This window comes from Microbacterium sp. CFBP 8801, from assembly GCF_014839455.1.
In the GTDB taxonomy this organism is placed as follows: domain Bacteria; phylum Actinomycetota; class Actinomycetes; order Actinomycetales; family Microbacteriaceae; genus Microbacterium.
In genome coordinates, this window is record NZ_JACYNU010000002.1 from 96,362 (window position 1) to 122,185 (window position 25,824).

At 70.6% G+C, this 25,824-nt stretch carries 24 protein-coding genes; 11 read left to right on the forward strand and 13 right to left on the reverse strand.

What is annotated here, in order from left to right; genetic code table 11:
- Window positions 1-116: 116 nt before the first annotated feature.
- From IFR11_RS03350 to IFR11_RS03370, 5 genes are read right to left on the reverse strand one after another with little or no spacing between them, the layout of a single operon-like run.
- Complete coding sequence (locus IFR11_RS03350) at window positions 117-1,418, reverse strand: DUF58 domain-containing protein (RefSeq protein WP_191915213.1); 1,302 nt, start codon at window positions 1,416-1,418, stop codon at window positions 117-119.
- Window positions 1,418-2,428, reverse strand: a complete 1,011-nt coding sequence (locus IFR11_RS03355) for an AAA family ATPase (RefSeq protein WP_055834561.1) — start codon at window positions 2,426-2,428, stop codon at window positions 1,418-1,420. The genes IFR11_RS03350 and IFR11_RS03355 overlap by 1 nt, the downstream gene beginning before the upstream one ends.
- Window positions 2,425-3,618, reverse strand: a complete 1,194-nt coding sequence (locus IFR11_RS03360; protein WP_055834564.1) for a DUF4350 domain-containing protein — start codon at window positions 3,616-3,618, stop codon at window positions 2,425-2,427. Before IFR11_RS03360 ends, IFR11_RS03355 begins: the two co-directional genes overlap by 4 nt.
- Window positions 3,615-4,307, reverse strand: a complete 693-nt coding sequence (locus tag IFR11_RS03365) for a DUF4129 domain-containing protein (RefSeq protein ID WP_191915214.1) — start codon at window positions 4,305-4,307, stop codon at window positions 3,615-3,617. Before IFR11_RS03365 ends, IFR11_RS03360 begins: the two co-directional genes overlap by 4 nt.
- Window positions 4,304-5,677: a glycerophosphoryl diester phosphodiesterase membrane domain-containing protein gene (locus tag IFR11_RS03370; protein WP_191915215.1), complete on the reverse strand. Its 1,374-nt coding sequence runs from the start codon at window positions 5,675-5,677 to the stop codon at window positions 4,304-4,306. Before IFR11_RS03370 ends, IFR11_RS03365 begins: the two co-directional genes overlap by 4 nt.
- A 161-nt stretch (window positions 5,678-5,838) precedes the next feature.
- Between IFR11_RS03370 and mtrA the strand changes: the two genes are divergently transcribed.
- The 5 genes from mtrA (at window position 5,839) to hpf (ending at window position 11,399) form a co-directional block, all read left to right on the forward strand.
- The gene (gene mtrA, locus IFR11_RS03375) at window positions 5,839-6,519 is read left to right on the forward strand and encodes an MtrAB system response regulator MtrA (protein ID WP_055834573.1); all 681 of its coding nucleotides are present in this window, start codon (window positions 5,839-5,841) and stop codon (window positions 6,517-6,519) included.
- Between the two features lie 7 nt (window positions 6,520-6,526).
- Window positions 6,527-8,212, forward strand: coding sequence for an MtrAB system histidine kinase MtrB (mtrB, locus tag IFR11_RS03380; RefSeq protein ID WP_191915216.1), 1,686 nt, complete (start codon window positions 6,527-6,529; stop codon window positions 8,210-8,212).
- Complete coding sequence (locus IFR11_RS03385; RefSeq protein ID WP_055834578.1) at window positions 8,209-9,867, forward strand: LpqB family beta-propeller domain-containing protein; 1,659 nt, start codon at window positions 8,209-8,211, stop codon at window positions 9,865-9,867. Before mtrB ends, IFR11_RS03385 begins: the two co-directional genes overlap by 4 nt.
- 98 nt (window positions 9,868-9,965) lie before the next feature.
- Window positions 9,966-10,643, forward strand: coding sequence for a ComF family protein (locus IFR11_RS03390; protein ID WP_191915217.1), 678 nt, complete (start codon window positions 9,966-9,968; stop codon window positions 10,641-10,643).
- A 93-nt stretch (window positions 10,644-10,736) separates the two neighbouring features.
- On the forward strand, window positions 10,737-11,399 hold the full coding sequence (gene hpf, locus IFR11_RS03395) for a ribosome hibernation-promoting factor, HPF/YfiA family (protein ID WP_191915218.1): 663 nt from the start codon (window positions 10,737-10,739) through the stop codon (window positions 11,397-11,399).
- A gap of 133 nt (window positions 11,400-11,532) precedes the next feature.
- Here the strand turns inward: hpf and IFR11_RS03400 are convergent, their stop codons facing one another.
- A complete protein-coding gene (locus tag IFR11_RS03400) occupies window positions 11,533-12,843 on the reverse strand; it encodes a hypothetical protein (RefSeq protein ID WP_055936691.1) in 1,311 nt (436 codons plus the stop codon).
- Between the two features lie 184 nt (window positions 12,844-13,027).
- Here IFR11_RS03400 and secA point away from each other — a divergent pair, with 184 nt between their 5' ends.
- On the forward strand, window positions 13,028-15,826 hold the full coding sequence (gene secA, locus IFR11_RS03405) for a preprotein translocase subunit SecA (RefSeq protein ID WP_055834588.1): 2,799 nt from the start codon (window positions 13,028-13,030) through the stop codon (window positions 15,824-15,826).
- Window positions 15,827-15,947: 121 nt separating this feature from the next.
- Window positions 15,948-17,174: a pyridoxal phosphate-dependent aminotransferase gene (locus IFR11_RS03410; RefSeq protein WP_055834591.1), complete on the forward strand. Its 1,227-nt coding sequence runs from the start codon at window positions 15,948-15,950 to the stop codon at window positions 17,172-17,174.
- A gap of 67 nt (window positions 17,175-17,241) precedes the next feature.
- Here the strand turns inward: IFR11_RS03410 and rhuM are convergent, their stop codons facing one another.
- The 3 genes from rhuM to IFR11_RS03425 all read right to left on the reverse strand — a co-directional run bounded on the left by rhuM (window position 17,242) and on the right by IFR11_RS03425 (window position 19,233).
- Entirely contained in the window at window positions 17,242-18,198 is a 957-nt protein-coding gene (gene rhuM, locus IFR11_RS03415; protein WP_055936696.1) for a RhuM family protein, read from the reverse strand.
- A 169-nt stretch (window positions 18,199-18,367) separates the two neighbouring features.
- The gene (locus IFR11_RS03420) at window positions 18,368-18,799 is read right to left on the reverse strand and encodes an Rv3235 family protein (RefSeq protein ID WP_191915219.1); all 432 of its coding nucleotides are present in this window, start codon (window positions 18,797-18,799) and stop codon (window positions 18,368-18,370) included.
- A gap of 152 nt (window positions 18,800-18,951) precedes the next feature.
- On the reverse strand, window positions 18,952-19,233 hold the full coding sequence (locus IFR11_RS03425) for a helix-turn-helix domain-containing protein (RefSeq protein ID WP_070408350.1): 282 nt from the start codon (window positions 19,231-19,233) through the stop codon (window positions 18,952-18,954).
- 247 nt (window positions 19,234-19,480) lie between these two features.
- Between IFR11_RS03425 and IFR11_RS03430 the strand changes: the two genes are divergently transcribed.
- Window positions 19,481-20,977 (forward strand): sensor histidine kinase, encoded by a 1,497-nt coding sequence (locus tag IFR11_RS03430; protein WP_055834603.1) that lies wholly within the window; start codon window positions 19,481-19,483, stop codon window positions 20,975-20,977.
- A gap of 80 nt (window positions 20,978-21,057) precedes the next feature.
- Here the strand turns inward: IFR11_RS03430 and IFR11_RS03435 are convergent, their stop codons facing one another.
- A complete protein-coding gene (locus IFR11_RS03435) occupies window positions 21,058-21,306 on the reverse strand; it encodes a WhiB family transcriptional regulator (protein ID WP_013583608.1) in 249 nt (82 codons plus the stop codon).
- A 211-nt stretch (window positions 21,307-21,517) separates the two neighbouring features.
- Between IFR11_RS03435 and IFR11_RS03440 the strand changes: the two genes are divergently transcribed.
- Window positions 21,518-21,901: a hypothetical protein gene (locus IFR11_RS03440; protein ID WP_055834606.1), complete on the forward strand. Its 384-nt coding sequence runs from the start codon at window positions 21,518-21,520 to the stop codon at window positions 21,899-21,901.
- A 69-nt stretch (window positions 21,902-21,970) separates the two neighbouring features.
- On the opposite strand, the gene bcp is transcribed toward IFR11_RS03440, so the two are convergent.
- The 3 genes from bcp to aroA are packed head-to-tail and all read right to left on the reverse strand — an operon-like array spanning window position 21,971 to window position 24,852.
- Window positions 21,971-22,444, reverse strand: coding sequence for a thioredoxin-dependent thiol peroxidase (bcp, locus tag IFR11_RS03445; protein ID WP_191915220.1), 474 nt, complete (start codon window positions 22,442-22,444; stop codon window positions 21,971-21,973).
- On the reverse strand, window positions 22,441-23,499 hold the full coding sequence (gene rsgA / locus IFR11_RS03450) for a ribosome small subunit-dependent GTPase A (RefSeq protein WP_055936713.1): 1,059 nt from the start codon (window positions 23,497-23,499) through the stop codon (window positions 22,441-22,443). The genes bcp and rsgA overlap by 4 nt, the downstream gene beginning before the upstream one ends.
- A 3-nt stretch (window positions 23,500-23,502) precedes the next feature.
- Window positions 23,503-24,852 (reverse strand): 3-phosphoshikimate 1-carboxyvinyltransferase, encoded by a 1,350-nt coding sequence (gene aroA, locus IFR11_RS03455; RefSeq protein ID WP_191915221.1) that lies wholly within the window; start codon window positions 24,850-24,852, stop codon window positions 23,503-23,505.
- A 112-nt stretch (window positions 24,853-24,964) separates the two neighbouring features.
- Here aroA and IFR11_RS03460 point away from each other — a divergent pair, with 112 nt between their 5' ends.
- On the forward strand, window positions 24,965-25,570 hold the full coding sequence (locus tag IFR11_RS03460; RefSeq protein WP_235560549.1) for a sigma-70 family RNA polymerase sigma factor: 606 nt from the start codon (window positions 24,965-24,967) through the stop codon (window positions 25,568-25,570).
- Window positions 25,567-25,809, forward strand: a complete 243-nt coding sequence (locus IFR11_RS03465; RefSeq protein ID WP_055834618.1) for a zf-HC2 domain-containing protein — start codon at window positions 25,567-25,569, stop codon at window positions 25,807-25,809. The genes IFR11_RS03460 and IFR11_RS03465 overlap by 4 nt, the downstream gene beginning before the upstream one ends.
- Window positions 25,810-25,824: the final 15 nt, after the last annotated feature.

A 25,824-nucleotide genomic window follows, 5' to 3' on the forward strand; every position in this document is an offset into this window, starting at 1 on the left:
CGCATCCTGTGCGTAGACGGCGCAGCCGGGCGCGGAGGGGACGCGCCGACGGCTCGAAGGGTACCCCCCAGGATAAGCCGCGTCGTATGTCCTCGGCTGCATGGGGGCTGGGTGTGCTACAGGCGCCCGGCCGCCTTCAGCGCGAGGTAGCGGTCGGCGACGAGCGGCGGCAGATCGTCGGCCGACGCCGAGACGGCGTCGCCCCCGGCGCGGACCACGGCCGCCCGCACCCGGTCGGCGTCATGCCGCGCGCGCTCGATCGCGGCGGCGGCGTACACGTCGGCGGCGTCGCGGTGGGCCGGGGCGTCGCCCGGGCCGTCGGTCGCCGTCGCCACCAGCAGCCGCGATCGCGCCGCGACCGCCGGGAGCGACGCGAGGAACGCGCGTGCGGCTTCGGGGTCGTCGGCGGCCGTCAGCAGCACGACCAGCGCGGGGCGCACCGAGACACCCCGCACCTGCGCGAAGGCGGCGTCCCAGTCGGTGTCGATGAGTTGCGGGTCGACGGGCGCCATCGCCTCGACCAGCGCGGGCAGCAGCTGCGCGCCATCGGTGCGGGTGACGCGCGCGCGGGTCACGCGGTCGAACATGAGGAGGTGCACGTGGTCACCGGCGCGCGTCGCGAGCACTGACAGCAGCAGAGCGGCCTCCATCGCGGCATCCAGCCGCACGCCGTCACCCACGCGGGCGGCGGCCGTGCGTCCGGTGTCGATGACGATGACGACGTGCCGATCACGCTCGGGACGCCAGGTGCGCAGCATGGTCGTTCCGGCGCGCGCCGTCGCCCGCCAGTCGATCGAGCGCACGTCGTCGCCCCGCACGTACTCGCGCAGGCTGTCGAACTCGGTGCCCTGCCCGCGCACCTGCAGCGAGGTGTTGCCGTCGAGCTCGCGCAGGCGGGCGAGTCGCGAGGGGAGGTGTCGCCGGGAGGTGAACGGGGGCAGGACGCGCAGACGCCCGGGGGCGTCGACCACCGCCTGTCGGCCGGCGAGCCCCAGGGGACCCGCGGCGCGCACGGTGACGAAGGCGCTGCGCAACTCGCCCCGGCGCCGCGGGAGCAACGACAGCGCAGCTCCCCGTCGCTCGCCGGGCGGCACGGTGAAACGCTGCCGCTCGTCGGGCGCCCCGGCCGTCGGCTGCCACGCGTCGCGCACGACAGCGCGCAGCAGGCGGGTACCGAGGTTGCGCACCCGCAGTTCGCCGGTCACCGGCTCGTCGCGCAGCGCCCGCTCCGGCAGCGTGCGAGTGATCTCGACCCGGCGCGGGTCGGCGGCGAGGGCGATGTCGATCGCCGCGAGCACGACGCACAGAGCCACCCATCCGCCCGCGACCGCCCACGCCGGAGCCCCCGCGGTGCTGAGCAGCACGAGGGGCCCGACGCCGAGGGCGACGAGCAGGGCGAGACGGCCGGAAACGAACATCAGATGGGGACGCGCGTCTGCTGCAGGACCGACGTGAGGATCGCGTCGACCGAGACGCCCTCGATCTCGGCCTCGGGCCGCAGGCGGATGCGGTGACGCCAGACGGGCACGAGCATGGTCTGCACGTGGTCGGGCGTGATCGCCGGGTAACCGCCGAGCCAGGCCCACGCCTTCGCGGCGGCGAGCAGTCCCGTGCTGGCGCGCGGGCTCACGCCCAGCAGCACCGACGGGCTCTGACGCGTGGCGCGCGCGAGGTCGACCACGTAGCCGAGCAGGTCGTCGTCGACGGCCACGGATGCCGCGGCGCGCTGTGCCGCCAGGATCTGCGACGCGGTGACCGCCGGCGTCACCCCGGCCTCGTCGAGGTGCCGAGGGTCGAATCCTCCCGCGTGCCGGCGGAGCACGTCGACCTCGGCGTCGCGGCCCGGCAGGTCGACGACGAGCTTCAGCAGGAAGCGGTCGAGCTGGGCCTCGGGCAGGGTGTAGGTGCCCTCGTGCTCGATGGGGTTCTGCGTGGCGGCGACGAGGAACGGGTCGGGAAGCGCACGGCTCACCCCATCGGACGACACCTGACGTTCTTCCATGGCCTCGAGCAGCGCCGCCTGCGTCTTGGGGGGCGTGCGGTTGATCTCGTCGGCGAGCAGCACGTGCGTGAACACCGGACCCGCGCGGAACTCGAACTCCCCGGCCCGCGCGTCGTAGACCAGCGAACCCGTCACATCTCCGGGCATGAGATCGGGGGTGAACTGCACGCGGCGGGTGTCGAGACCGAGCGCGCGGCTGAAGGAGCGCACCAGCAGCGTCTTGGCGACGCCCGGAACGCCCTCGAGCAGCACGTGTCCCCGCGAGAGCAGGGCGATCAGCAGCCCTGTCACGGTGCCGTCCTGGCCGACGACGGCCTTGCCGACTTCGAGGCGCACCTGGTGCATGGCCTCGCGGAGGGCCGCGTGGTCGTCGGCGCTCGCGGTCGTGGTGTGGGGAGCTGCGGAGTTCTCGGGGCTGTCGGTCATCGGGTGGTCCCTTCGGTTCGGACGGCGGCGCGCACGCTCGCCTCGAGATCGCGGAGTCGGTCGGCGGCCGCGACGAGGTCACGGTCGGTACGCGGTGAGTCGTCGACGAGGATGCCGCGGACCAGGCCGCGGTCGGCGCCCAGTCGTTCGGCGACGGCATCGGAGGTGTCGACGGGGGAGGTGCGCGCCGCGAGGCCCAGCAGCCGACCGAGCCGGGCGCGGCTCGCGCGCCGCAGCTCGTCGAGCGCGTGCCCCGCGTCGGCCGAGGCGGCGTACAGCCGCGCGCGGCCCTCGGTGGTCTCGTTCGCCCGCACCGTGACGGGGAGGCGCTCGGTGACGAGCGGGCCGAACCGACGGCCCCGCCAGACGGCGGCGGTGAGCGCGGAGGCGAGCAGCAGCAGGATCGCCGGTGTCACCCAGGGGGGTGTCAGGTCGGCGAGGGTGGGGGCGGTGGTGCCCTGGTCGGCGTCGGAGGGGGAGGGCACGTACCAGACGAGAGCGTCGGTCTGTCCGAGGACACCGATCGCCAGCGCGGCGTTGCCGTCGGCCGTGAGGGTGGAGTTGGTGAGCACCGACAGACCGTCGAGGGCGGTCACCGTGCGTCCGCCCCGCTCGTCGGTCAGCAGGGCGTATTCGTCGCCGACGGGGTAGCAGCCCTGCACGCCGTCGCCGGGTACGAGCAGTTCGCCCACGCGGGCGTCTCCGGCGCCCCGGGCCGCGGGCACGTCGCACGCCGGACCCGTCGTCGCGTCGTCGGTGAAACCGCCCAGCGAGGAGCCGTTCAGGAGCACGCCGAGCGCCCGCGAGCGCGGTTCGACGAGCACGGTGTGCCGTGCCCGTTCCGCGAGGTTGCTCAGTGCGTCGTCGGAGAGCATCGGGGCGTCGCGCAGCACGAGCGTGGCGTCGCCTCCGCCGAGCGCGCGTTCGGCGGCCTGACGGTCGCGGGCGACGGTGACGCGGACGCCCTGCTGCTCGAGGATCCGGACCACCGCCCGGGTGCCGTCGGGGCCGGCTGACTCGGGGTCGAGCACCGCGCGCTGCTGGTAGCCGCCGTACACGAGGGAGCCGCCGACGAGCGCGACGAGCAGCAGGGCCACCACCAGCGCGATCCACCCCAGGGCGGCGCGTCGGCGGGGGTGTGCGGAGCGCGAGGCCGATGCGGGGCTCGCGACACCCGAGGGGGCGCTCATGAAGAGGCCGCCGCGCGGTCGGTGACGGCGCTGTCGGTGACGGCGCGGGCTCGGACGGCGGCCTCGTCGAGATCGGCGATCGCGCGATACCCGTCGGCGGTTCCGGGGCGGCGCAGATAGCGCACGTCGTCGAAGCTCGCGGCAGCGGTGTCCATCGCGGCGGCGAGTGCGGGCAGGGCGACCCCTGCGGCACGGCCGAAGGCGCGCGCCGTCGCCCCCGGCGGCGGGTCCACGAGGCCGCGCTCCGACAGACCGCGCGCGACGGCGCGGAAGCGCAGCACGATCGCGGCGTCCCATGCCCCGCGGGCGGCGGCTTCATCGGCCTCGCGTCGCAGTTCGTCGGCCGATCGCCCGTCGTCGTCGTCGAAGAGCGCGCGCGCCGCCGGCTGCGCGCGCACGAGACGGCGCGGGCGCCCCCAGATGAGCAGGGCGACGATGATGCCGACGGACAAGAGCACGGCCAGCACGATGAGGGCCGAGGGCCCCCAGTCGGCGTTGCCCGACGGCCGCAGCAGGTCGCCGATGAACGAGGCGACGGCCTGCGCTACACGGTCGATGAAGGTCGGCTCGGACGCCTGGTACGAGGGGTCTTCGAGCTCGCGCTCCGCCCACTCCCGCGCCTGGTCGGGGTCGGGGAGGAGCGGGAACACCGCGGCGGCGGCGGCGGTCGCGAGAGCGGCGGCCGTCATCGATCGGTCGGCGACCCGGGCGCAGCCCACGAGGTGGGCGCCGCGGGCGGGGCCACGTCGGGGCTCGGCGGGGCGGCCGGCGGGGGAGCCGCCGGACCCGAGACCGCGTCGTCGGCGGACCGATCGGCGGGCGTGACCGACCCCGCCGCGGGTGCGTCCCAGGCGGGAGCGGGGACCGGGGGAGCACCGTACGGCGCCGGGGCGCCGTATCCGGTGGGGGCGCCGTAGCCGGCCGGTGCGCCGTATCCAGCCGGTGCGCCGTATCCAGCCGGTGCGCCGTAGCCGGCGTACGGCGGTGCCGTGCCGACGGGCACGGGGGCGGGCCGCTCGACGACGCGACCGACGCCGACGAGGTACGGATCGGCGAGGTCGGTGGCCCCGGCATCGCGTGCCTCGACGTAGGTGTGCAGATCGTGGTCGAGTCCCTCGACCCGCATGCGGGCGTCGACGTAGACCAGCGCGGCCGAGGTCGACTGCACGACCAGCGCGATGCACTGCACGAGCAGGATGCCGAACTGGCCGATCACCTGCACCACGACCATTCCCACGACGGCCCCGATCTCGTCGGTGCCGGTGGGGGCGAGGATGCCCGGAATGATCCCCGCGATGAGGCTGAAGGGCACCGAGATGAGCTGGGCGAGCACGCTGAAGCCGAACGAGATGATCACGATCACGCCGAACGTCGACCAGAACCGCCGGCGGGTGAGCCGCCACGAGCGGGCGATCCCCGCGCGGATGCCGGCGCCTTCGAGGATGATCGCCGAGGGTACGAGGAAGAGCTTCGTTGTCAGCCACGCGTACAGCGGGATGAGCCCGAGCACGAACAGCACGCCGACGAGGATGCCGAGCCACAGCACCGAGATCACGAGCAGCGTCACGATGCCGGCGAGCACGCCGACGACCACCAGGCTGGCGAGCACCACCAGGGCGCTGTAGCCGATGAGTCGCCAGATCACCGGGCGCACGCGGGCCCAGACGGCCTTCAGGGTCGGCTTCTCGGCCACGACCGCGTGAGCGACCTCGGAGACGACGACGCCCTGCACCACCACGCTGAGCGCTCCGACCAGCAGGCTCAGCACCAGGGCGGCGGCGCCCGTGATGACGGTGGATCCGGCGAAGATCGCGCCCCAGTCGTCACCGCCGTAGGCAACGGTGTCGAGGCGCGAGAAGCTGGCGACGGCGATGGCGCCCACCGCGGCGGCCAGCACGATGTAGGCGACGGCCTGCACGACGAGCGCGAAGCCGAGCAGCACCTTCGGGTTGTGCCGTAGGGCGACGAACGAGCGGCCGAGGATCGTGCCGAAGCCGTACGGGTGCAGCGGCACTATGCCGGGTCGAGAGGCCGGGGTCCAGTTCGGATACGCGGTCACGGTGACGCCTCCTCGTTGCACGGCAGTGTCTTCATCGTGTCACACACCCCCGACACGCTCGGCCTCATCTCACCCTCGTCGACTACTCTCGGAGGAACGCGCCCTCACCCCGGGCGTTGTGCCCGTGCCGCACGGGTTCGAGACGGAAGACGTACCCCCGAATGACTTCACGGATCCTGGTGGTCGACGACGACACCGCGCTGGCCGAGATGATCGGCATCGTGCTGCGCACCGAAGGATTCGACACGGTCTTCTGCGCCGACGGCGCCCAGGCCGTCGACGCGTGGCGCACCGAGCGACCCGACCTCATCCTGCTCGACCTCATGCTGCCGGGGGTCGACGGCATCGAGATCTGCACGCGCGTGCGCGCCGAGTCCGGCGTGCCGATCATCATGCTCACCGCGCGCACCGACACCGCCGACCTGGTGAAGGGCCTCGAGTCGGGCGCCGACGACTACATCATGAAGCCGTTCAACCCGAAGGAGCTGGTGGCTCGCATCCGCACGCGTCTGCGGCCGTCCCAGGCTCCCGTCGACGAGACGCTGCGCATCGGCGACCTCGTCGTCGACGTCGCCGCGCACGAGGTGCGCCGTGGCGACAGCCCGATCGCGCTGACGCCGCTCGAATTCGAACTGCTCGTCGCCCTGGCCGAGAAGCCGCAGCAGGTGTTCTCGCGCGAGATGCTGCTCGAGCAGGTGTGGGGCTACCACTACAAGGCCGACACCCGTCTGGTGAACGTGCACGTGCAGCGCCTGCGCGCCAAGATCGAGGCCGACCCCGACAACCCGCGGATCGTCACCACCGTGCGCGGCGTGGGCTACCGCGCCGGCGCGGTGGCCTGAGCGCGCGATGACGGGCGCGGTGCGGACGCTCCCGCCGCGGGTCAGCAGCTGGCGCGATTGGCGGGCGGTCCGCGATCGGCTGGCGACGCTGTGGCGACGCTCCCTGCGCTTCCGCACGATCCTCATCACGGTCACCCTCACCGCCGTGACCATCCTCGTCACGTGCGTGGCGATGGCCCTCGTCATCCAGAACGAGCTGTTCACCGCCCGCAAGGACCAGGTGCTCCTCGAGGCCCAGCGCGCGACCGCGTCGGCGCAGGCCACGCTCGACGCGGCCGTCGACTCGACCGATCCGGCCGCGGCGCAGACGCTCATGAACGGCATCGCGACGCGGCTGTCGCAGCAGTCCTCGAGCGATCTGATCGCGCTGTACCGCATCGGTCCGCCCTCGCCCCTGGCGCCGCAGCCGTTCATCTCGCCCGCGTTCGAGTCGGGCCTCGTCTCCGACGCGCTGCGCAAACAGGTGCAGTCGAGTCCCGATCTGCAGTGGTGGCAGTCGGTGGCGTTGCCCTCCGACGGGGGCCGTGACGTTCCCGGCATCCTGGTCGGTCATCAATTGCGCTTCCCGGCCGAAGACGGGGTCGATTCCTACGAGCTGTACATGGGGTACGACCTCATCAGCGCCTCGCAGACCCTCGCGTTCGTCCAGGTGCTGCTGTGGGTGGTGGGTCTGATCCTGGTGGTGCTCATCGGTTCGATCGCGTGGTTCGTGCTGCGCTCGATCACCACGCCCATCGCGGATGCCGCCGAGACCAGCGCGAAGCTCGCGGCGGGCGATCTGGGCGTGCGTCTTCCCGTGCGCGGCGAAGACGAGCTGGCGACGCTCAACCGGTCGTTCAACGCCATGGCCGACAGCATCGAGTCGCAGATCAAGGAGCTGGCCGACCTCTCGCTCGTGCAGCAGCGCTTCGTGTCCGACGTCTCGCACGAGCTGCGCACGCCGCTGACGACGATCCGCCTCGCCGCCGACATCATCAACGACCAGCGCGAGGAGTTCGATCCGGTCACGGGACGCGCGGCCGAGCTGCTGCACGCGCAGGTGCAGCGCTTCGAGGTGCTGCTCACCGACCTGCTCGAGATCAGCCGGTACGACGCCGGCTCCGTGCAGCTCGAGCTCGAGGCGACGAGCCTCGCCCACCTCGCCGAAGACGTGATCCTCTCGATGGAGCAGCTCGCCGAAGGGCACGGCTCCGACGTGCGCCTGGTCGCACCCGGCGGGTACACCCCCGTCGACATGGACGCCCGCCGCGTGCGGCGCGTGGTGCGCAACCTGCTCGGCAACGCGATCGAGCACGGCGAGGGGCGGCCGATCGTCGTCTCGGTCGACAGCAACCGCGACGCCGTGGCACTCGGCGTGCGTGACTTCGGTCTGGGCATGAAGGCCGACGACGTCGAGCGCGTGTTCGACCGGTTCTGGCGGGCCGACCCGTCGCGGGTGCGCACGATCGGCGGCACGGGTCTGGGCCTGTCGATCGCCCTGGGCGACGCGCGGCTGCACGGCGGCACCCTGGCGGTGTGGTCGGAACCGGGCCGCGGATCCAACTTCGTGCTCACCCTGCCCCGAGATGGACGACCCGTGGGCGCCTCGCCCCTGCCTCTCGTCCCCGACGACGAGCAGGGCGGCGCCCTCGAGGCGCTGGGGCTCACCCAGCCCATCTCGCTCAACCGCTCGACCTTCGGGAGGATGCCGTGAGACGCGCCCTGGCCCTCGTCAGCCTCGCTCTCGTACTCGCCCTGACGGCGTGCACCGGATTGCCGACCACCGGGTACGTCAACCCCGGCCGCGGCCCGCAGAGCGACGACGCGCAGGCGTTCGCGTTCGTGCCCGACGGTCCGCAGGATGACGCGTCGCCGGCCGAGATCGTCGAGGGATTCCTGCGCGCCGGCTCGGGGCCGGCCGACGACTGGGCGACCGCGAAGCTGTTCCTCTCGCCCGGTGCCACCTGGGACCCCCGCGCCCGCGTGACGATCGACACGCTCGCCGCGCGCCGCGCCGCACCCTCCGCCGACGGCACGGTGGTGACGGTGTCGCTGTCGACGGTGGCGGGGGTGGATGCCGACGGCGCCTACGCCCCGGCCGCCACGGGCAGCGCCCAGACCCTGTCCTTCGCCCTCGCGCAGGTCGACGGCCAGTGGCGGATCACCTCCGCCCCCGACGGGGTCGTGCTGTACGAGGAAGTGTTCCCGACGGTCTACCAGTCGGCATCCATCGCGTACTTCGACCCGACGTGGAGCTTCATCGTCCCGGACGTGCGATGGTTCCCCCGTGCGCTGGTGGCCAGCCGCGTCGCGACGGCCCTGGTCGACGGTCAGCCGAGCTCGTGGCTGTCGGGCGCCGTGCGCAACGCCTTCCCCGAAGAGCTGTCGCTCGTGGGGCGCTCGGTGACGCTGTCGTCGGGGGGAGTCGCCCAGGTACAACTGCCGCGGGCGGCTCTGAGCCTGGACCGCACGACCCTCGACCGCATGCAGACCCAACTGGCGCGCAGCCTCTCGTCGGCCGGCATCAGCGAGGTGCAGATGACGGTGGAGGGCACCCCGGTCACCGCCTCCGAGGTCGCCGTGCGCGTGACGCGCATCGATCCCTCGCCGGCGGTGCTCACCTCGCTCGGCGTGTTCGGCGCCCTGTCGGGCGACCAGGTCGAGTCGATCCCGGGTCTGTCCGACGCGATCGAGTCCCTGGCGCCGACGATGGTGGAACTCGAAGCCGACCGCAGCCTGGCGGCGGTGCGCACGCAGCAGGGAACGGTGGCGAGTGCGCTCGCCGACGGTCGGACGTTCCTGCTCGACGACCGCCCGGGCCTCATCGCCCCCACGATCGACGCCGAGGGAGCGATCTGGAGCGTGCCGAGTGCGGCCCCCGCGCAGCTGCACGTCATCACGCCCGAAGGGGTTCCCCGCGACGTCGGCAATGCGTGGCCCGATGCCTCCGAGATCACCGCGATGCAGATCTCCCGTGATGGTACGAGGGTGGCGGCCATCGTCACCGTGTCGGGTGCGCGCGAGGTGTGGGTCGCCGGCATCCTGCGCTCGGCGGGCGAGATCGACCTCGGTCCGCCGCACGTGCTGTCGTTCTCGCAGCAGGGGGCGTTCGACCTCGCGTGGCTCGACGACACCACCATCGGCGTCCTCTCGTCGGTCGACGGTGTCAGCCGCTTGAGCGAGCTCAGCGTGGGCGGTCGCGGCACCGAGGCGCAGGCGCCCGAGGGGGCGCGCACGCTCGCCGCGGGGAGCACGAGCGTCCGCGTGCTCGACGATCAGGGGCGCCTCTACAGTCGGCGCGGAAGCTCGTGGACCCTGGTGGCCTCCAACATCCGGGTGCTGGCGGCGCAGCAGGGCACCACGTCCTGAGCGGGCGCGGCTTCTCCCCAGCGCGGTCGGCGTGACATCCGTCCACGGTTCGGGCCTCTCGCCCCGCGCCCGTGCGGGGCGTCCGCCACGATGGCCGCATGTCTCGTCCTGCGCTCACCGACACGATCTCGTCGGCCCTCCGCGATGCCCTGACCTTCTGGCTTCCGCTGGCGTGCGCCGGCTGCGGCGCGGTCGATGAGTCCCTGTGCTCCGGATGCCGCCGGGCTCTGGCCGCCGTCCCCGTCCCGCGCGAGGTGGGGCCGGGGGTGCCCGTGCTGTGCGCGCTCGAGTTCTCGGGGGTGCCGGCGCGGGTCCTGCGCGCCCTCAAAGAAGACGGTCGCACCTCCCTCGCCCGGGATCTCGCCCCGGCTCTCGCCGATGTCTTGCGTGCGGCCGTTGTCTCCGGTGCCCTCGTCGTCCCGGTGCCCTCGTCGGCTGCGGCCTTCCGACGCCGCGGCTATCGACCGGTCGAGCTGCTGGTGCGTCGGGCGGGGTGGCATCCGGAGCGCGTGCTGCGGGTGCGGCGCGCGCCGGCCGATCAGCGCGGCCTCGATCGCATCGCCCGACAGCAGAACGTCGGGGGAGCCTTCGCCGCGCGGTCCGTCGTCGGGCGCAGGGTGGTCGTCGTCGACGACGTGGTGACGACCGGGGCCACGCTCATCGAGGCGACGCGGGCCCTCCGAGCGGCGGGAGCCGCCGAGGTGAGGGCCGTCGCGCTCGCGTACACGCCGCGTCGCAGCGCATCAGAAGGTGAATCGCAGGTGATTGCTACGTGACAGGGCGGTGGCGTCGGACTAGCGTGGGGATGACTGAAGGCGACGGATGTTCCGCCCTTAGACCGGGCGGAACCCGGAACAAGGAGGTCACTGATGGACACCAACATCGTCGGAGTGGGAGTCGGTATCACCGATCGTTTCCGCACCGTGGTTGAAGAGAAGGTCAGTCGCATCGAGCACCTGGCGCCCCGCGCTCAGACTCTCGAAGTCAAGGTCACCCATCGCTCGTACCGCAACGGGCGCATGGAAGACGACACCGTGGAGCTGACCCTCGACGGCAAGGGCCCGGTGGCCCGAGCCGAGGCCACCGATGCCGATAAGTTCGCCGCTCTCGACCTCGCGGTCGACAAGATCTCCGAGCAGGTGCGGCGCGCGAAAGACAAGCGCGTCGACGCCCGAAACCACCCCCGCGGGGCACGCTTCGAGAAAGGCACCGGCGAACTGGCGGGCATCGACGTCGAGCCCGCTTCCGTCGAGGTGCTGCGCGCCGTCGCCACCGGTGAGGTGCCGGTCCAGGATTCCGATGTCGACGAGGCGGAGTACTCGCCCGTCGTCATCCGCCAGAAGGAGTTCGGCGCCGAGTGGATGACGGTCGAGGACGCCGTAGACCGCATGGAGCTCGTCGGCCACGACTTCTTCCTCTTCATCGACGCCCGCACCGACCACCCCAGCGTCGTCTACCGCCGCAAGGGCTGGGACTACGGCGTGATCGCGCTCGCCGCGCAGGCCTCACCGGCGGAGCAGATCGCGTCCTGACGCACCTGCCGCATGACGGAGCCCCTGTCCGGGTGGACAGGGGCTCCGTCATGCGGGGCCCGCGGGTTCGCGCAGCCGCACCCCGTAGCGCGGCAGCTGCGTCATCCGCCGTACGAAGCGGATCCGGCCGTGCTCAGCCGTCGAAGATGTCGCCGAGCAGCGAGCCGATGACGAGACCGCCCAGCATGCCGCCGACCATGTTGCCGCCGCCCATTCCGCCGCCGCCGCGGCCGTAACCGCCGCCGCGCCCGCTGCCGTCCCATTCGTTGGGTCGGGACTGCTCGATGTCGCGCTGGGCGATCTGCAGGGATTCCGAGGCGAGCGATCCGGCCCGGCGAGCGGTGGCCAGTACCGTCTCGCGATCGTCTTCGGCGACGGGCCCCAGGGGGAGTCCGGCGCGCAACCGCTCGGCCTCGACGAAGCGCGTCCGCGCGTCGGCTCCGATCCACCCGCGGTGGCCGGTGATCAGGCCGCGGGCGACGGCGAGCTGACGGTCGGCGTCGTCGATCGCGTGCTCGACCTGTTCCTGAGAGGGGACGGGACGTGAGGCGCGCTCGCGCGCGTGGTCGAGAGCGGCGTTGGCCTGCCGCAGGGACGACAGTGCCGCGAACGGGTCGGTGCGGGCTCCGGATGCCGGCAGTGCCGCCAGAGCACGCTCCAGGTCGGCCATGGCCTGCGTGACGGCGGGGGTCTGGGCGCCGCGACGGGCTTCGGCGAGATCGCCGCGCGAGTCCTCGACGACGGCGGCGAGGGTGGACTCCGCGCGGAGCGCTTCGATCTCGAACATGTCGACCGCGTCGAGCAGGGACTCCGCGCGCCGTGCCGATTCGGTGGCGGCTTCGAGGGCGACCGAGGCCTGCTCGCGCTGCCCGGCCTCGCGGCGACGCTCCGAGACGGCGGCGGTGTGCACGGCGAAGTCGAGCAGCTGCTCGATCTCTTCGGGATTCCCGCCGATCTGCTGCAGGGCGGAGTCGCTGTAACGGCGCGACAGCCGCTCGACGACCTCGCGGGCGTTCGGGACGCGCTCGGCGAGGCGGTCGCGGTCGGCGCGTACGCGAGCGATCGTCTCGGGTGCGCGGCGCACGGCGTCGATCTTGGGCTGGAGCACCTGCGTGCGCTCCTCGAGCAGGTCTTCGGCCCACTGCGACAGCTGGATGATGCGCGCGTTGCGCGTGCGCAGCTCGTCTTTGGTGTCGGGGATCTCGTCGTGGTTCAGCTGGTGCAGCCGGAACGCCTCGGCGAGGTGCGTGCGCACCGACTCGAGGGCGGCCGCGAGATCTTCGGTGGCCTTGTCGCCGAGCTCGGCGCGGGCGAAGTCCAGCTCGTCGGAGGTGAGGCGCACGCGCTCATCGGCGGCGACGATCGCGAGCTCCGCCCGGCGGGCGAGATCGGCGTCCGCCGCGTCTTGCTCTTCGCGCTTCCTCTTGCCCCAGAAACCGGCCATGGGTCGATCCTAGGCCGCGGGGTAGGGGCCGTCGCCGAGTGTTCGCTTTGGGCGCGAGTGCCGACTTTCGGATTGCGGCCGCCTCGCAGGTCACGAACGGGTAACACGGATAACATGGGCGATGTATGCCTGTTCGCAGGCCGGTGCCCACGCGGGCGCCGCACCCGACAGATGGAGATGCTTCGTGGCCAATCCGCTCGAGAAACTGCTGCGCGCCGGTGAGGGGCGCATCCTCCGCCGTCTGCAGGGCGTGGTCAAAGCGACCGGCGCGCTCGAGGAGGACTACGAGCAGCTCACCGACGACGAGCTGCGCAACGAGACCGTCGAGCTGCGCGCCCGCTACAAGGCCGGCGAGACGCTCGATCAGCTCATGCCCGAGGCCTTCGCCGCCGTGCGCGAGGCGGCCAAGCGCACCCTGGGTCAGCGTCCCTACGACGTGCAGGTCATGGGCGGCGCAGCCCTTCACCTGGGCAACATCGCCGAGATGAAGACCGGTGAGGGCAAGACGCTGACGGCGGCCCTCCCCGCCTACCTCAACGCCATCGCCGGTGAGGGTGTGCACGTCATCACCGTCAACGACTTCCTCGCGAGCTACCAGTCGGAGCTCATGGGCCGCGTCTACCGTGCTCTCGGCATGACGACCGGAACCGTCGTGGCCGGACAGACCCCCGAGGTGCGTCGGGAGCAGTACGAGGCCGACATCAGCTACGGAACGAACAACGAGTTCGGCTTCGATTACCTGCGCGACAACATGGCGTGGCGCAAAGAAGACCTCGTGCAGCGCGGACACTTCTACGCGATCGTCGACGAGGTCGACTCGATCCTCATCGACGAGGCGCGTACCCCGCTGATCATCTCGGGTCCGGCATCCGGCGAGGCCAACCGCTGGTTCGCCGAGTTCGCGAAGCTCGCCCGCACCCTCGAGGCCGGCGTCGACTACGAGGTCGACGAGAAGAAGCGCACGATCGGCGTGCTCGAGCCCGGTATCGAGAAGGTCGAGGACTACCTCGGCATCGACAACCTGTACGAGTCGGCGAACACGCCCCTGATCTCGTTCCTCAACAACTCCATCAAGGCGATGGCGCTGTTCAAGCGCGACACCGACTACGTCGTCATGAACGACGAGGTGATGATCGTCGACGAGCACACCGGTCGCATCCTCGTCGGGCGCCGCTACAACGAGGGCATCCATCAGGCGATCGAGGCCAAAGAGGCCGTGCCCGTCAAGGCCGAGAACCAGACGCTCGCCACCGTCACGCTGCAGAACTACTTCCGCCTGTACGACAAGCTCGCGGGCATGACCGGTACCGCCGAGACCGAGGCCGCCGAGTTCATGTCGACCTACAAACTCGGTGTCGTGCCCATCCCCACGAACCGTCCGATGGTGCGCAAGGACCAGTCCGACCTCGTCTACAAGAACGAGACGGCGAAGTTCGCGCAGGTCGTCGAAGACATCGTCGAGCGCCACGAGAAGGGCCAGCCGGTCCTCGTCGGCACCACCAGCGTCGAGAAGAGCGAATACCTTTCGCGCCTGCTGGCGAAGAAGGGCGTGCGCCACGAGGTGCTCAACGCCAAGAACCACGCGCGAGAGGCCGAGATCGTCGCCCGCGCCGGTCGCCTGGGGGCCGTGACGGTCGCCACCAACATGGCCGGCCGTGGAACCGACATCATGCTCGGCGGCAACGCCGAGTTCCTCGCCGTGCAAGAGATGAAGGCGAAGAACCTCGACCCGGTCGAGACGCCGGAGGCCTACGAGTCGGAGTGGGACTCGGTCTACAAGGGCACGCGCGACACCGTCGCCGAAGAGGCCGCCAAGGTGGTCGAGGCCGGCGGGCTCTACGTGCTGGGCACCGAGCGTCACGAGTCGCGCCGCATCGACAACCAGCTGCGCGGTCGTTCGGGTCGACAGGGCGACCCCGGCGAGAGCCGCTTCTACCTGTCGCTGACCGACGACCTCATGCGGCTGTTCCAGTCGGGTGCGGCCGAGGCGATCCTCGCGCGCACCAACTTCCCCGACGACGTCGCCATCGAGTCGGGGCTGGTGTCGCGCGCGATCAAGAGCGCGCAGTCGCAGGTCGAGGCCCGCAACGCCGAGATGCGCAAGAACGTCCTCAAGTACGACGACGTGCTCAACCGTCAGCGCGAGGCCATCTACGCCGACCGTCGTCACATGCTCCAGGGCGACGACATCGCCGACCGCGTGCAGCACTTCATCGAAGACGCCATCACCGCGGTGATCGACGACCACACCGGCTCGGGGCACACCGAGTCGTGGGACTTCGACGCCCTGTGGACCGAGCTGAAGACCATGTACCCGGTGAGCGTGTCGATCGACGAGGTCGTGGCCGAGGCCGGTGGGAACAAGGGGCGCATCACCCCCGAGGGCCTCAAGCGCGAGATCATCTCCGACGCCCGCATCGCTTACGAGAATCGCGAGAAGAGCCTCGGCGAGCAGGCGATCCGTGAGCTCGAACGCCGTGTCGTGCTGCAGGTGCTCGACCGCCGCTGGCGCGAGCACCTCTACGAGATGGACTACCTCAAAGACGGCATCGGCCTGCGTGCCATGGCTCAGCGCGACCCGCTGATCGAGTACCAGCGCGAGGGCTACCAGATGTTCCAGTCGATGATGGGGCAGATCAAGGAGGAGTCGGTCGGATACCTCTACAACCTCGAAGTCGAGGTGAAGAAGGTCGAGGGCGACAACGCCGAGGTCGAGGCCAAGGGCCTCACCGTCAGCCCCGTCGAGACGCAGCGCCTCGAGTACTCCGCCGCGAACGACGCGGGCGAGGTCGAGGTGCGCAACGATCGCGGACAGGTGCAGCAGGCAGCCACCAACCGCCTGCGTCAGTCCGGACAGGCCGCCGCTCCGGCGACCGAGGCGGCTCCGGCCGCGGCCCGCGGGGCGTTCGGGCAGCGGACCGACGGCGAGGAGCCGGCATCCGGGAACCGTGCCGACCGCCGCGCCGCCGGAAAGAAGAAGTAAGAACGACCCCGGATGCCGCGCCCCCACGTGGGGGCGCGGCATCCGTCGTTTCACCAGGGAGGTGCAGGAGCGGTCCACCGGGTGTCGATTGGCTGGATACCGGCGGGGATATCCTGAACCGATGAGCCCGCTACGCCCCCTCGACCAGTCCTCGAAGCTGAAGGATGTCCTCTACGAGATCCGCGGCGAGGCCCTCGTCGAGGCCGACCGGCTCGAGGCCGAGGGGCACTCGATCCTGAAGCTCAACACGGGCAACCCCGCCACGTTCGGTTTCGAGGCTCCGCATCAGATCGTGCGCGACATGATCCAGTCGATCCCCAACGCGCACGGCTACAGCGACAGCCGCGGCATCCTGTCGGCGCGGCGCGCGGTGGTCTCGCGATACGAGGAGGAGCCCGGGTTCCCCCACCTCGACCCCGACCACGTGTACCTCGGCAACGGGGTGTCCGAACTCATCACCATGACGATGCAGGCGTTGCTCGACGAGGGTGACGAGGTGCTCATCCCCGCGCCCGACTATCCGCTGTGGACGGCGATGACGAGCCTGGGCGGCGGCACGCCGGTGCACTACCTGTGCGACGAGCAGCGCGAATGGCAGCCCGACCTCGACGACATCCGCGCGAAGGTGACCCCCCGCACCAAGGCGATCGTCATCATCAACCCCAACAACCCCACGGGCGCGGTCTACTCGCGCGAGGTGCTCGAGGGGATCGCCGACATCGCCCGGGAGCACTCGCTGCTGCTCCTGGCCGACGAGATCTACGACCGCATCCTGTTCGACGATGCGGTGCACATCCCCATGGCCACGGTCGCGCCCGACCTGCTGTGCCTGACCTTCAACGGCCTGTCGAAGACCTACCGCGTCGCGGGCTACCGCTCGGGGTGGTTGGCGATCACCGGGCCCATGGATCACGCGCAGGGCTTCCTGCAGGGCATCAACCTGCTGGCATCCACGCGTCTGTGCCCCAACGTGCCGGCGCAGTTCGCGGTGCAGGCGGCGCTGTCGGGCGTGCAGTCCATCGACGCGCTCATCGCCCCGAGCGGTCGTCTGCACGAGCAGAGGGATGCCGCCTGGCAGGGACTCGAAGCGATCCCGGGTGTCTCGTGCGTGCTGCCCCGCGGGGCGCTCTACGCCTTTCCGCGGTTCGACCCCGAGGTGTACGAGATCCCCGACGACGGCAAGTTCGTGCACGACTTCCTCATCGCCGAGCACGTGCTGCTGGTGCAGGGGTCGGGCTTCAACTGGCCGGCCACCGACCACGTGCGCATCGTCACGCTGCCGGAGGCCCGTGTGATCTCGGATGCGATCGAGCGGTTGGGGAACTTCTTGTCGTCCTGGCGGCCGTGATCGAGGTCGGGCGCGGAAGTTTCCTGCACGTTTCTACGTAGATTCTGGTCTCGGCCTTCGCCGTCGACTACTCCGTGATCATTCTCGTCACGAGTGCGATCATGACGTCTTTTTCCTTCGGGTCGCTCATTGCAACGAGTAGGGCGGTCGCCGCCAGAGCATTGTTTGATATCCGCCTTATGCCGCCCGCTTTGTTCAGGATGCCGTTCCTGGCGAGGAAGGTGACGAACAGGGCAGCGGCGGTGCGTTTGTTGCCGTCCACGAGCGGATGATCTTTCACGACGAGGTAGAGCAAATTGGCTGCCTTTTCCTCGACGGTCGGGTAGAGGTCGTGGCCGTCGAAGCTCTGGTAGAGCGTTGCGATGATTCCGGTGAGTCTGTCGCCGCGTTCTCGTCCGAGTAGCGTGTCGGCGGGGAACTCCTTGCGGAGTTGCGTGACTACGTGGTGTGCGTCATCGAGGGTCAGTTCCCACGCGGGCATGACGGACGATTGGGCGTCAATCTTTCCGTCGTCGTAGTCGCGGAGGAGTGTGAGTCCGGGGAGATAGCTCTGGAGGACGTCAGCGACTCCGGACAGGAGTTCATCCGTTGAGCGGTGCAGGATGTGGACGATCGCGTCGAGTTGTTCGAGGCGCTGCTCGTTGACGACGTATCCGCGAACCAGGTATTCGCGTAACTGTCGGGTGGCCCAGATCCGGAACTGTGTGGCCGTGGCGCTCTTCACGCGGTAGCCGACGGAGAGGATGGCGTCGAGATTGTAGAAGGGAAGCTCGCGCGCTACACGGCGTGGGCCCTCAACGCGAACCTGTCGGAATTTCCGACAGGTTGCCGCCTCGTCGAGTTCACCCTCGTCGTAGACGTGCTGGATGTGTTCGACGACGTTCGTACGTGACGTCTGTAAAAGTTCCGCGATCTGCTGCTGGCTCAACCAGACGGTCTCCGCGTCGAATCGGACGTGGAGGGTCGGAGCACCATCCTCACGGTGGTACAAGATCACTTCGCCGGACGGCTGCGCGTCCGTCATGCGGTGTGCTCGCGACCTTGCATGTCATCATCTCGGCCTGGGATCTCCCCGATGCGTCGAGAGTGCAGCGTATGGTTCCGACGCCGGGATGACGGTGCCCACGGCGGAAGAGTGATGGGCGTGAACGTTGCGCCCATGTCGGGGCACCTCTGGGGAACATCGACCGTCGTCACAGAAGCGCCAACGCCGTCACACGCCATCGCCCGTCGAGGCCCTCGAGACGCAGGGCGATGGCGCGCGTGCGAGCGCGGGCGGCCGCGGTGACGGTGGCCTCGACGACCCCGTCGGCGGGCTGCGAGAGATGGACATTGCGGATCTCGTGCACATCGCGCAGGGCGGCCACGCGCCGCGCGCTGCGGGCACGTGCCGCGAGGTTCGCCCGCACTGATAGGGACCGGTAGACCTCCTCCGACAGCCAGCGCGCGAGTTGTTCCACCTCGCGGACACCGGCCAGCACCTCGAGCACGCCCCGCACGATGTTGCGGATGAACGTCTCGGGCGGGGGAAGGGCGTCCGCCGACGTCTTCTGCGGGCTGAAGAAGTCGTCGTGGCGGGCGGCGGTGCCCCCGGTCGCGGTCGAGCGTGTGAGCGGCAGCGTCATGCTTCCCTCCGTCGTCATGAATGGCGCCAACGAGCGGGGGGGATGAGGCCGAGAGTAAGCCAGCGGGAGAACACCCGCCGGGTCATTCGTCGACTCTGTGGACGAAACGCGGGAAGGGTGAGGTGGGGAGGGGGAGTGGATCCGGAGCGGGTTCAGTCGTCGTGGCGGATGTCTCCGCGTCCCCACAGTTCGGGGAAACTCGCCGCCTGCGACTGCCGCCAAAGAGCCGCCCGGCGAGCCGTCTCGCTCCGTTCGTCGAGGTAGGCGTCGACGCTGTCGAGGTCGATCCGCCATCGTGGCGGTTCCCCGATCTCGACGCCGCGCAGCTGCCCCTCGCGGGCGAGCGCGATGACGTCGGCGACACCTAAGCCCAGCGTCCGAGCGACCTGGTCTGCCGGGACGAATCGCTCGCGGGGTGAGGACGCGTCCGTCATCCGGTCAGTATGTCCCCATTTCGGTGGGCACACGAGAATCACCCGTGAGACGCGAACGAGAGGTGCGGCGTAACCCGCGCAGCGATGTGCGGGCGTTTCCGCTCGTCGGTGATGGTCTGTCGCTTCGCCCGCCCCAAGGAGGCGACCTGGCCAAGTTCACCTTCTAGTTCACCCACGCCCGGGGTTCCCGCGCGGGCGCGGTGAAGACCCCGCGAGTCCCGCCGGACGAGCCCTCTAGTCTGGAGGGGTGTCGACACTCAGTGAACTCGTCTACGCCCAGGGCCGCTCGAGCGAAGCCGATGTGGAGTGGCTGCACCGCCTCGCCGGCGATGGACAGTTGCTCGCCGACCTGGCCTTCGCCGACATCGTGATCTGGGTACCCACCCCCGACGACTCGTTCGTCGCCGTCGCGCACACGCGTCCCGGGGGAGCGGCGACGCTGTTCTACCGCGACATCGTCGGTGATCGCGTACGTCCGCAGTGGCGCACGCAGGTGCGGGAGGCGTTCCAGAGCGGCCGCATCGTGGATTCGGCATCGCCCGACTGGTTCGAAGAGACGCCCACCCGCGTCCGCGCCGTGCCGATCGTGCGCGAGCTCTCGCGCGAGGGTCACGCCGTGACCACCGTCGGCGTGCTGACGCGCCACACCAACCTGGGCGAGACGCGCACCCCCTCCCGCCAGCAGATCACCTTCAACGACTGCGCCGACGACCTCTTCGGAATGATCTCGTCCGCCGAGTTCCCCGACCTGACCGCCCCTACCGCTCCGCGGCGTGGAGCGCCCCGCGCCTCGGACGGCCTCATCCGCCTCGACGTCGACGGCATCACGACCTTCGCGAGCCCCAACGCGCTGTCGGCGTTCAACCGCATGGGCTTCGACGACGAGCTCGAGGGCGAGTCCCTCGCCGAGGTGACCGCGCGCATCCTCCCCGCCAAGCGCCAAGACGTCGACGAGTCGCTCCCCGTCGTCGTGAGCGGCCGGGCTCCGTGGCGGGCCGACATGGAAGCTCGCGGCGTGCAGGTGTCGCTGCGGACCATTCCGCTGCGCGACCGCGGCACGCGCATCGGCGCGATCGTGCTCAGCCGCGACGTCACCGAGATCCGCCACCAGGAGCAGGAGCTCATCACCAAGGACGCCACGATCCGCGAGATCCACCATCGCGTCAAGAACAACCTGCAGACGGTCGCCTCGCTTCTTCGCATCCAGGCTCGTCGAACCCACTCCGACGAGGCCCGGGACGCCCTCAGCCAGGCGATGCGTCGCGTCTCGGCGATCGCCGTCGTGCACGACACGCTCTCGGAGGGGCTGGCGCAGAACGTCGACTTCGACGACGTCTTCGCGCGGGTGCTGAAGCTCGTGGCCGAGGTCGCGGCGGCGCCCAACACCCGCGCGCGCACCCGCAGCACCGGCAAGTTCGGCACGCTGCCGAGCCAGTTCGCCACGCCGCTTGCCCTCGCTCTCACCGAACTCGTGACCAACGCCGTCGAGCACGGGCTCGCGGGGCAGGAGGGCGACGTCGAGATCGCCGCCGAGCGCGGCGACGAGATGCTCGAGGTGAAGGTCCGCGACACCGGAGTGGGCCTTCCCGAGGGTCAGGTGGGTCGCGGCCTCGGCACGCAGATCGTGCGCACCCTCATCCAGGGAGAGCTCGGCGGCACGATCGACTGGCACACGCTCATGGGCAGCGGCACCGAGGTGACCATCGAGATCCCGCTGCGCTACATCGGTGGTTCGTCGGTCTGAGCTCTAGCCGAGGGCGCGCGGGTCGGACCGAAACGCCGAGAAGGCCCACCCCAGAGGGATGGGCCTTCTCGGTGACGACGTCAGGAGGCGCGGCGGGCGCGCGCGGCGCGGCGCTTGAGGGCGCGACGCTCGTCTTCGCTGAGGCCACCCCACACGCCCGAGTCCTGACCGGACTCGAGGGCGTACTGCAGGCAGACCTCGGTGACGGTGCAGCGCGCGCAGACCGACTTGGCCTTCTCGATCTGGTCGACCGCGGGGCCGGTGTTGCCGACCGGGAAGAACAATTCGGGGTCGACGGTCAGGCAGGCTGCTTTGTCGCGCCAATCCATAGGGGTGCTCCTTGTAACAGAAAAATGATCGATTCGGCACCGAGATTCGGGTCCGGTACCCTGGTGGGAACGCGAGCGATTGCTCGCCCCACTTCGCTGTGGGAGCACACGGCTTGTTCCATGCTCCCATAGCGTTTCCGCCTGATCAAGAGGTAACCGGTAGGTTTCCGGAACGTAACGGCGCCGCTGCGCCGTCGGGAGGGCCTGTTCGATGCCTGTTCGTCTCACGGCCGCCGCTCTTCTGGCTCTCGAGGCCGTCGGCATCCTGGCCCTCGCCGGCTGGCAGATCGTGGCGTTGCTCGGGGGTGACACCGACTCGATCGTCAGCTCCCTCGCGCTCATCGTGCTCACCGTCATCGGCGCGGCCATCGTCGGCGCCTTCGCCGTCGCCACCGCGCGCGACGTGTCGGCCGGGCGCTCGGGCGGAATCGTCACCCAGCTGCTGATCCTGTCGGTCGCGATCGGTGCGATCACGGGGGAGTGGGCGGCGCCGGGCATCGCCCTGCTCATCGCGGTCCCCGGGGTCATCGGCCTGGTGCTGCTGGTGCTCGCGGTGCGGGCCTCTGCGCCGCGCCGGCGCGACGACGAGTCCTGAGCGCTCCGCCCGGCACCCACGCGAAGACCCCGCCGCCGCCGGAGCGGGACGGGGTCGTGGCAGCGCGGGTCAGGCGGCGGCGAGACCGAGGGTCTTGCGCAGACGCGCGACGTGGCCGGTGGCCTTGACGTTGTAGAGCGCCTCGGCGATGGTGCCCTCTTCGTCGATCACGAAGGTCGAGCGCAGCACACCGGTGACGGTCTTGCCGTAGTTCTGCTTCTCGCCCCACGCGCCGTAGGCCTCGTGCACCGTGTGGTCGGCGTCGCTCAGCAGCGGGAAGGTCAGCCCGTCGCTGTCGCGGAACGCCCGCAGCTTCTCGGGCAGGTCGCGCGAGAGGCCGAGCACGGTGTATCCGGCGCCCTGAAGCGATGCGAGGCTGTCGCGGAAATCGCAGGCCTGCGTCGTGCAGCCGGGAGTCTGGGCCGCGGGGTAGAAGTACAGGATCACGCGGCGGCCACGGAAGTCGCTCAGCGAGACGGGGTGCTCGTCTTGATCGAGCAGGGTGAAATCGGGCGCAGTGTCGCCCTTCGCGAGGTTCGTCACCCCTCCAGCCTAGAACGCTCGATGGCCTGAAACGTGGTCAGCAGGCGATGCAGGGAGTCGAGGCGCGCCGCAGCCCCGGGACCCAGGCGACCGGATGCCACGGCTTCGGCGATCGCGCAGTCGGGCGCATCGGGAAGATGCGTGCAGCCGCGCGGGCACTCCTCGGCGGCTTCGGCGAGGTCGGTGAAGGCCCCCAGCACGTGCGCGGGGTTGACGTGGCCGAGGCCGAAGGAGCGGACGCCCGGGGTGTCGATGACCCACCCCGACCCCGCGGGACCGCGATAGCGCAGCGACACCGCCGACGACGAGGTGTGCCGCCCGCGTCCGGTGACCACGTTGACGTGACCGATGGCTCGCTCCGAACCTGTCAGCGCGTTGACGAGGGTGGACTTGCCGACGCCGGAGTGTCCGACGAAGACGGTGGAGTGCCCCGCGATGGCTTCGCCGATGGCGTCGAGGGGCATCGCCCCCTGCGCGCTCGTGAACACGCGCAGGTCGATGCCGTCGAAGTGCGACAGGAACTCGGTGGGGTCGGCGAGGTCGGTTTTGGTGACGACGAGCAGGGGACGGATGCCGGCGTCGAGGGCCGCGACGAGATAGCGGTCGACGAGGCGCTCGCGGGGCTCGGGGTCGGCGGCGGCCACGACGATCAGCATCTGGTCGGCGTTGGCGACGATCACCCGCTCCACCTGATCGGTGTCGTCGGCACTGCGGCGCAACAGAGACGTGCGCTCCTCGAGACCGATGATGCGCCCGAGGGTGCCCTCGTCACCCGACTGGTCGCCGACGACGCGGGCCCGGTCGCCGTTGACGATGGGCTGCTTGCGCAGCTCGCGCGCCCGCGTGGCGAGCACGCGTCGTTCGTCGGGCCCGTCTTCGTCGATCAACACGGTGTAGCGGCCGCGGTCGACGCCGAGCACCCGGGCGATCTGCGCGTCGGCGTGCGCGGGTCGACGCTTGGTGCGCGGCCGGTTGGCCTTCGGGTTCGGGCGCGTTCGGATCGACGACTCGTCGTACTCCAGGTCGTCGTCGTCGCTGTCGTCGAGCCAGCTCACGCGTCAGCCCACGGCATCCGTCGATCCGTCCGGATCGAGCATTGCGCGCCAGAGCGCGGCGAACTGGGGGAGGGTCTTGGCGGTCGTGCCGATGTCGTCGACCTGCACGCCGGCGACGCGCAGACCGAGCAACGCGCCGGTCGTCGCGAGGCGGTGGTCGTGGTGGGCCTTCCACTCGCCGCCGCGCAAAGTCTGCGGCACGATGCGGATGCCGTCTTCGAGCTCGTGGGCCTCGCCCCCGAGCGAACGCAGGTTGCCGACCAGCGCCGCGATGCGGTCGGTCTCGTGACCGCGGATGTGCCCGATGCCGTGCAGCGTGGTGGGACCGTCGGCGAAGGCCGCGAGACCGAAGAGGGTCGGCGCGAGCTCGCCCGCGGCCGAGAGGTCGAGCTCGACCCCGCTGATGCCCTCGCCCGCGGCGACGGTGAGCGCTCCCGCCCGGCGGCTGACGCGCGCGCCCATCTCGGCGAGGATGTCGCCCAGCAGGGCCCCCGGCTGGGTGCTGTGCAACGGCCAGCCCGTGACGGTGACCGAGCCCCCCGTGACCATCGCGGCGGCGAGGAACGGTGCGGCGTTGGAGAGGTCGGGCTCGATCGCGACGTCTTTCGCGCGGACGGGTCCGGCGGGCACGATCCACTCGCCGGGCGCCGGGCGCTCGACGTGGATCCCCCGGTGGGCGAGGGCCTCGACCGTCATGTCGATGTGCGGGATGCTGGGCAGCCGCGAGCCCACGTGACGCAGGTGCAGCCCGACGTCGAAGCGCGGGGCGGCCAGCAGCAGGCCCGAGACGAACTGGCTGGATTGGCTCGCATCGATCTCGACCTCTCCGCCGCGCACGTGGCCGTGGCCGCGGACCGAGAACGGCAGCGCCCAGTGCCCGCCGTCGTCGATGTCGACGCCCACCTCGCGCAGGGCGCGGATCATCGCGCCCATGGGGCGGTGCAGCGCGCTCTCGTGCGCGGTGACGTGCACGTCGCCGCGGGTGAGGCCCGCGAGGGGGGCGACGAACCGCATGACGGTTCCGGCTTGGCCGCAGTCGACGGTCGAGTCGCCCGTGAACGACGCGGGCGGGGTGATGAGCAGGTCGGGCCCGAACGGGGAGTCGGTCTCGACCTCGTCGATGCCGACGCCGAGGGCTCGGAGCGCATCGATCATGCGCGCGGAGTCGTCGGAGTGCAGGGGCGCGTGCAGGGTGCCCGGGCCGTCGGCGATGGCGGCGACCACGAGTTCGCGGTTGGTGAGGGACTTGGACCCGGGCACCGTGACCGTGGCATCCACGGGATGGGCGGCGGTGGGCGCGTTCCACGCACCGCGGGGAGTGGCGGTTGAAGGGGAATACCCGAGGGGAGTCATCGGTTCCTAGCCTAGTGAAAGGGGACGACACGTGACCGCACTTCTCGAGCGCGAGAGCAGGGTAGGGGCCACTCCGGTGAGCCTCGCGATGCCCGACGTAGACTGGCGCGCAATGGACGACACGGCGAACGCGAGCCCACTCCACGTGGAGCCTCGTGAACAGTTCGAAGAGCAGGCGCTGCCCTTCATGGATCAGCTCTACGCCGCGGCGATGCGCATGACGCGTAATCCCGCCGATGCGGCCGATCTCGTGCAGGAGACCTTCGTAAAGGCCTTCGGCTCGTGGGCGTCGTTCACGCAGGGCACGAACCTGAAGGCGTGGCTTTACCGCATCCTGACGAACACGTACATCAACACGTACCGCAAGAAGCAGCGCGAGCCCTACCAGAGCGCCATCGACGATCTGGAGGACTGGCAGCTCGGCGGTGCCGAGTCGACCACCGCGAGCAGTTCCCGTTCGGCGGAAGCCGAAGCGATCGACCACATGCCGGCATCCGTGGTCAAGGACGCGTTGCAGTCGATCCCCGAGGATTTCCGGATGGCGGTGTACCTCGCCGACGTCGAGGGCTTCGCCTACCAGGAGATCGCCGACATCATGAAAACTCCGATCGGCACGGTCATGAGCCGTCTGCACCGCGGCCGGCGGCTGCTGCGCGACCTGCTGTCGGACTACGCCAGAGAGCGCGGCATCCAGACCGCCACGGGAGAGACGAAATGAGCGACTGCGGCTGCGACCAAGCACGACGCGACCTCGAAGAGTACCTGCGCAATGAGGTCTGCAAGACCCAGCACAAAGACATTCGCGAGCACCTCGAGAGTTGCCCGGGATGCCAGGACGAGGCCCTCGTGGCCCGCACGCTGACCGACGTGGTCGCGCGTGCGTGCAAAGAGACCGCGCCCGACGAACTGCGCGATCAGGTGCTCTCGCGCCTGCGGGCGATCCAGGCGACGCACTGACCCTTCCGGGCCCCG

What these genes read in the sequence shown, in the direction of transcription:
- mtrA (WP_055834573.1), top strand. Translation starts at nt 5,839, where the DNA reads ATGACTTCACGGATCCTGGTGGTCGACGACGACACCGCGCTGGCCGAG.
- IFR11_RS03365 (WP_191915214.1), bottom strand. Translation starts at nt 4,307, where the DNA reads ATGACGGCCGCCGCTCTCGCGACCGCCGCCGCCGCCGCGGTGTTCCCG.
- IFR11_RS03400 (WP_055936691.1), bottom strand. Translation starts at nt 12,843, where the DNA reads ATGGCCGGTTTCTGGGGCAAGAGGAAGCGCGAAGAGCAAGACGCGGCG.
- mtrB (WP_191915216.1), top strand. Translation starts at nt 6,527, where the DNA reads ATGACGGGCGCGGTGCGGACGCTCCCGCCGCGGGTCAGCAGCTGGCGC.
- hpf (WP_191915218.1), top strand. Translation starts at nt 10,737, where the DNA reads ATGGACACCAACATCGTCGGAGTGGGAGTCGGTATCACCGATCGTTTC.
- aroA (WP_191915221.1), bottom strand. Translation starts at nt 24,852, where the DNA reads ATGACTCCCCTCGGGTATTCCCCTTCAACCGCCACTCCCCGCGGTGCG.
- IFR11_RS03425 (WP_070408350.1), bottom strand. Translation starts at nt 19,233, where the DNA reads ATGACGGACGCGTCCTCACCCCGCGAGCGATTCGTCCCGGCAGACCAG.
- IFR11_RS03410 (WP_055834591.1), top strand. Translation starts at nt 15,948, where the DNA reads ATGAGCCCGCTACGCCCCCTCGACCAGTCCTCGAAGCTGAAGGATGTC.
- rhuM (WP_055936696.1), bottom strand. Translation starts at nt 18,198, where the DNA reads ATGACGGACGCGCAGCCGTCCGGCGAAGTGATCTTGTACCACCGTGAG.
- IFR11_RS03360 (WP_055834564.1), bottom strand. Translation starts at nt 3,618, where the DNA reads ATGAGCGCCCCCTCGGGTGTCGCGAGCCCCGCATCGGCCTCGCGCTCC.
- IFR11_RS03435 (WP_013583608.1), bottom strand. Translation starts at nt 21,306, where the DNA reads ATGGATTGGCGCGACAAAGCAGCCTGCCTGACCGTCGACCCCGAATTG.
- IFR11_RS03350 (WP_191915213.1), bottom strand. Translation starts at nt 1,418, where the DNA reads ATGTTCGTTTCCGGCCGTCTCGCCCTGCTCGTCGCCCTCGGCGTCGGG.
- IFR11_RS03355 (WP_055834561.1), bottom strand. Translation starts at nt 2,428, where the DNA reads ATGACCGACAGCCCCGAGAACTCCGCAGCTCCCCACACCACGACCGCG.
- IFR11_RS03440 (WP_055834606.1), top strand. Translation starts at nt 21,518, where the DNA reads ATGCCTGTTCGTCTCACGGCCGCCGCTCTTCTGGCTCTCGAGGCCGTC.
- IFR11_RS03465 (WP_055834618.1), top strand. Translation starts at nt 25,567, where the DNA reads ATGAGCGACTGCGGCTGCGACCAAGCACGACGCGACCTCGAAGAGTAC.
- IFR11_RS03460 (WP_235560549.1), top strand. Translation starts at nt 24,965, where the DNA reads ATGGACGACACGGCGAACGCGAGCCCACTCCACGTGGAGCCTCGTGAA.
- IFR11_RS03420 (WP_191915219.1), bottom strand. Translation starts at nt 18,799, where the DNA reads ATGACGCTGCCGCTCACACGCTCGACCGCGACCGGGGGCACCGCCGCC.
- IFR11_RS03390 (WP_191915217.1), top strand. Translation starts at nt 9,966, where the DNA reads ATGTCTCGTCCTGCGCTCACCGACACGATCTCGTCGGCCCTCCGCGAT.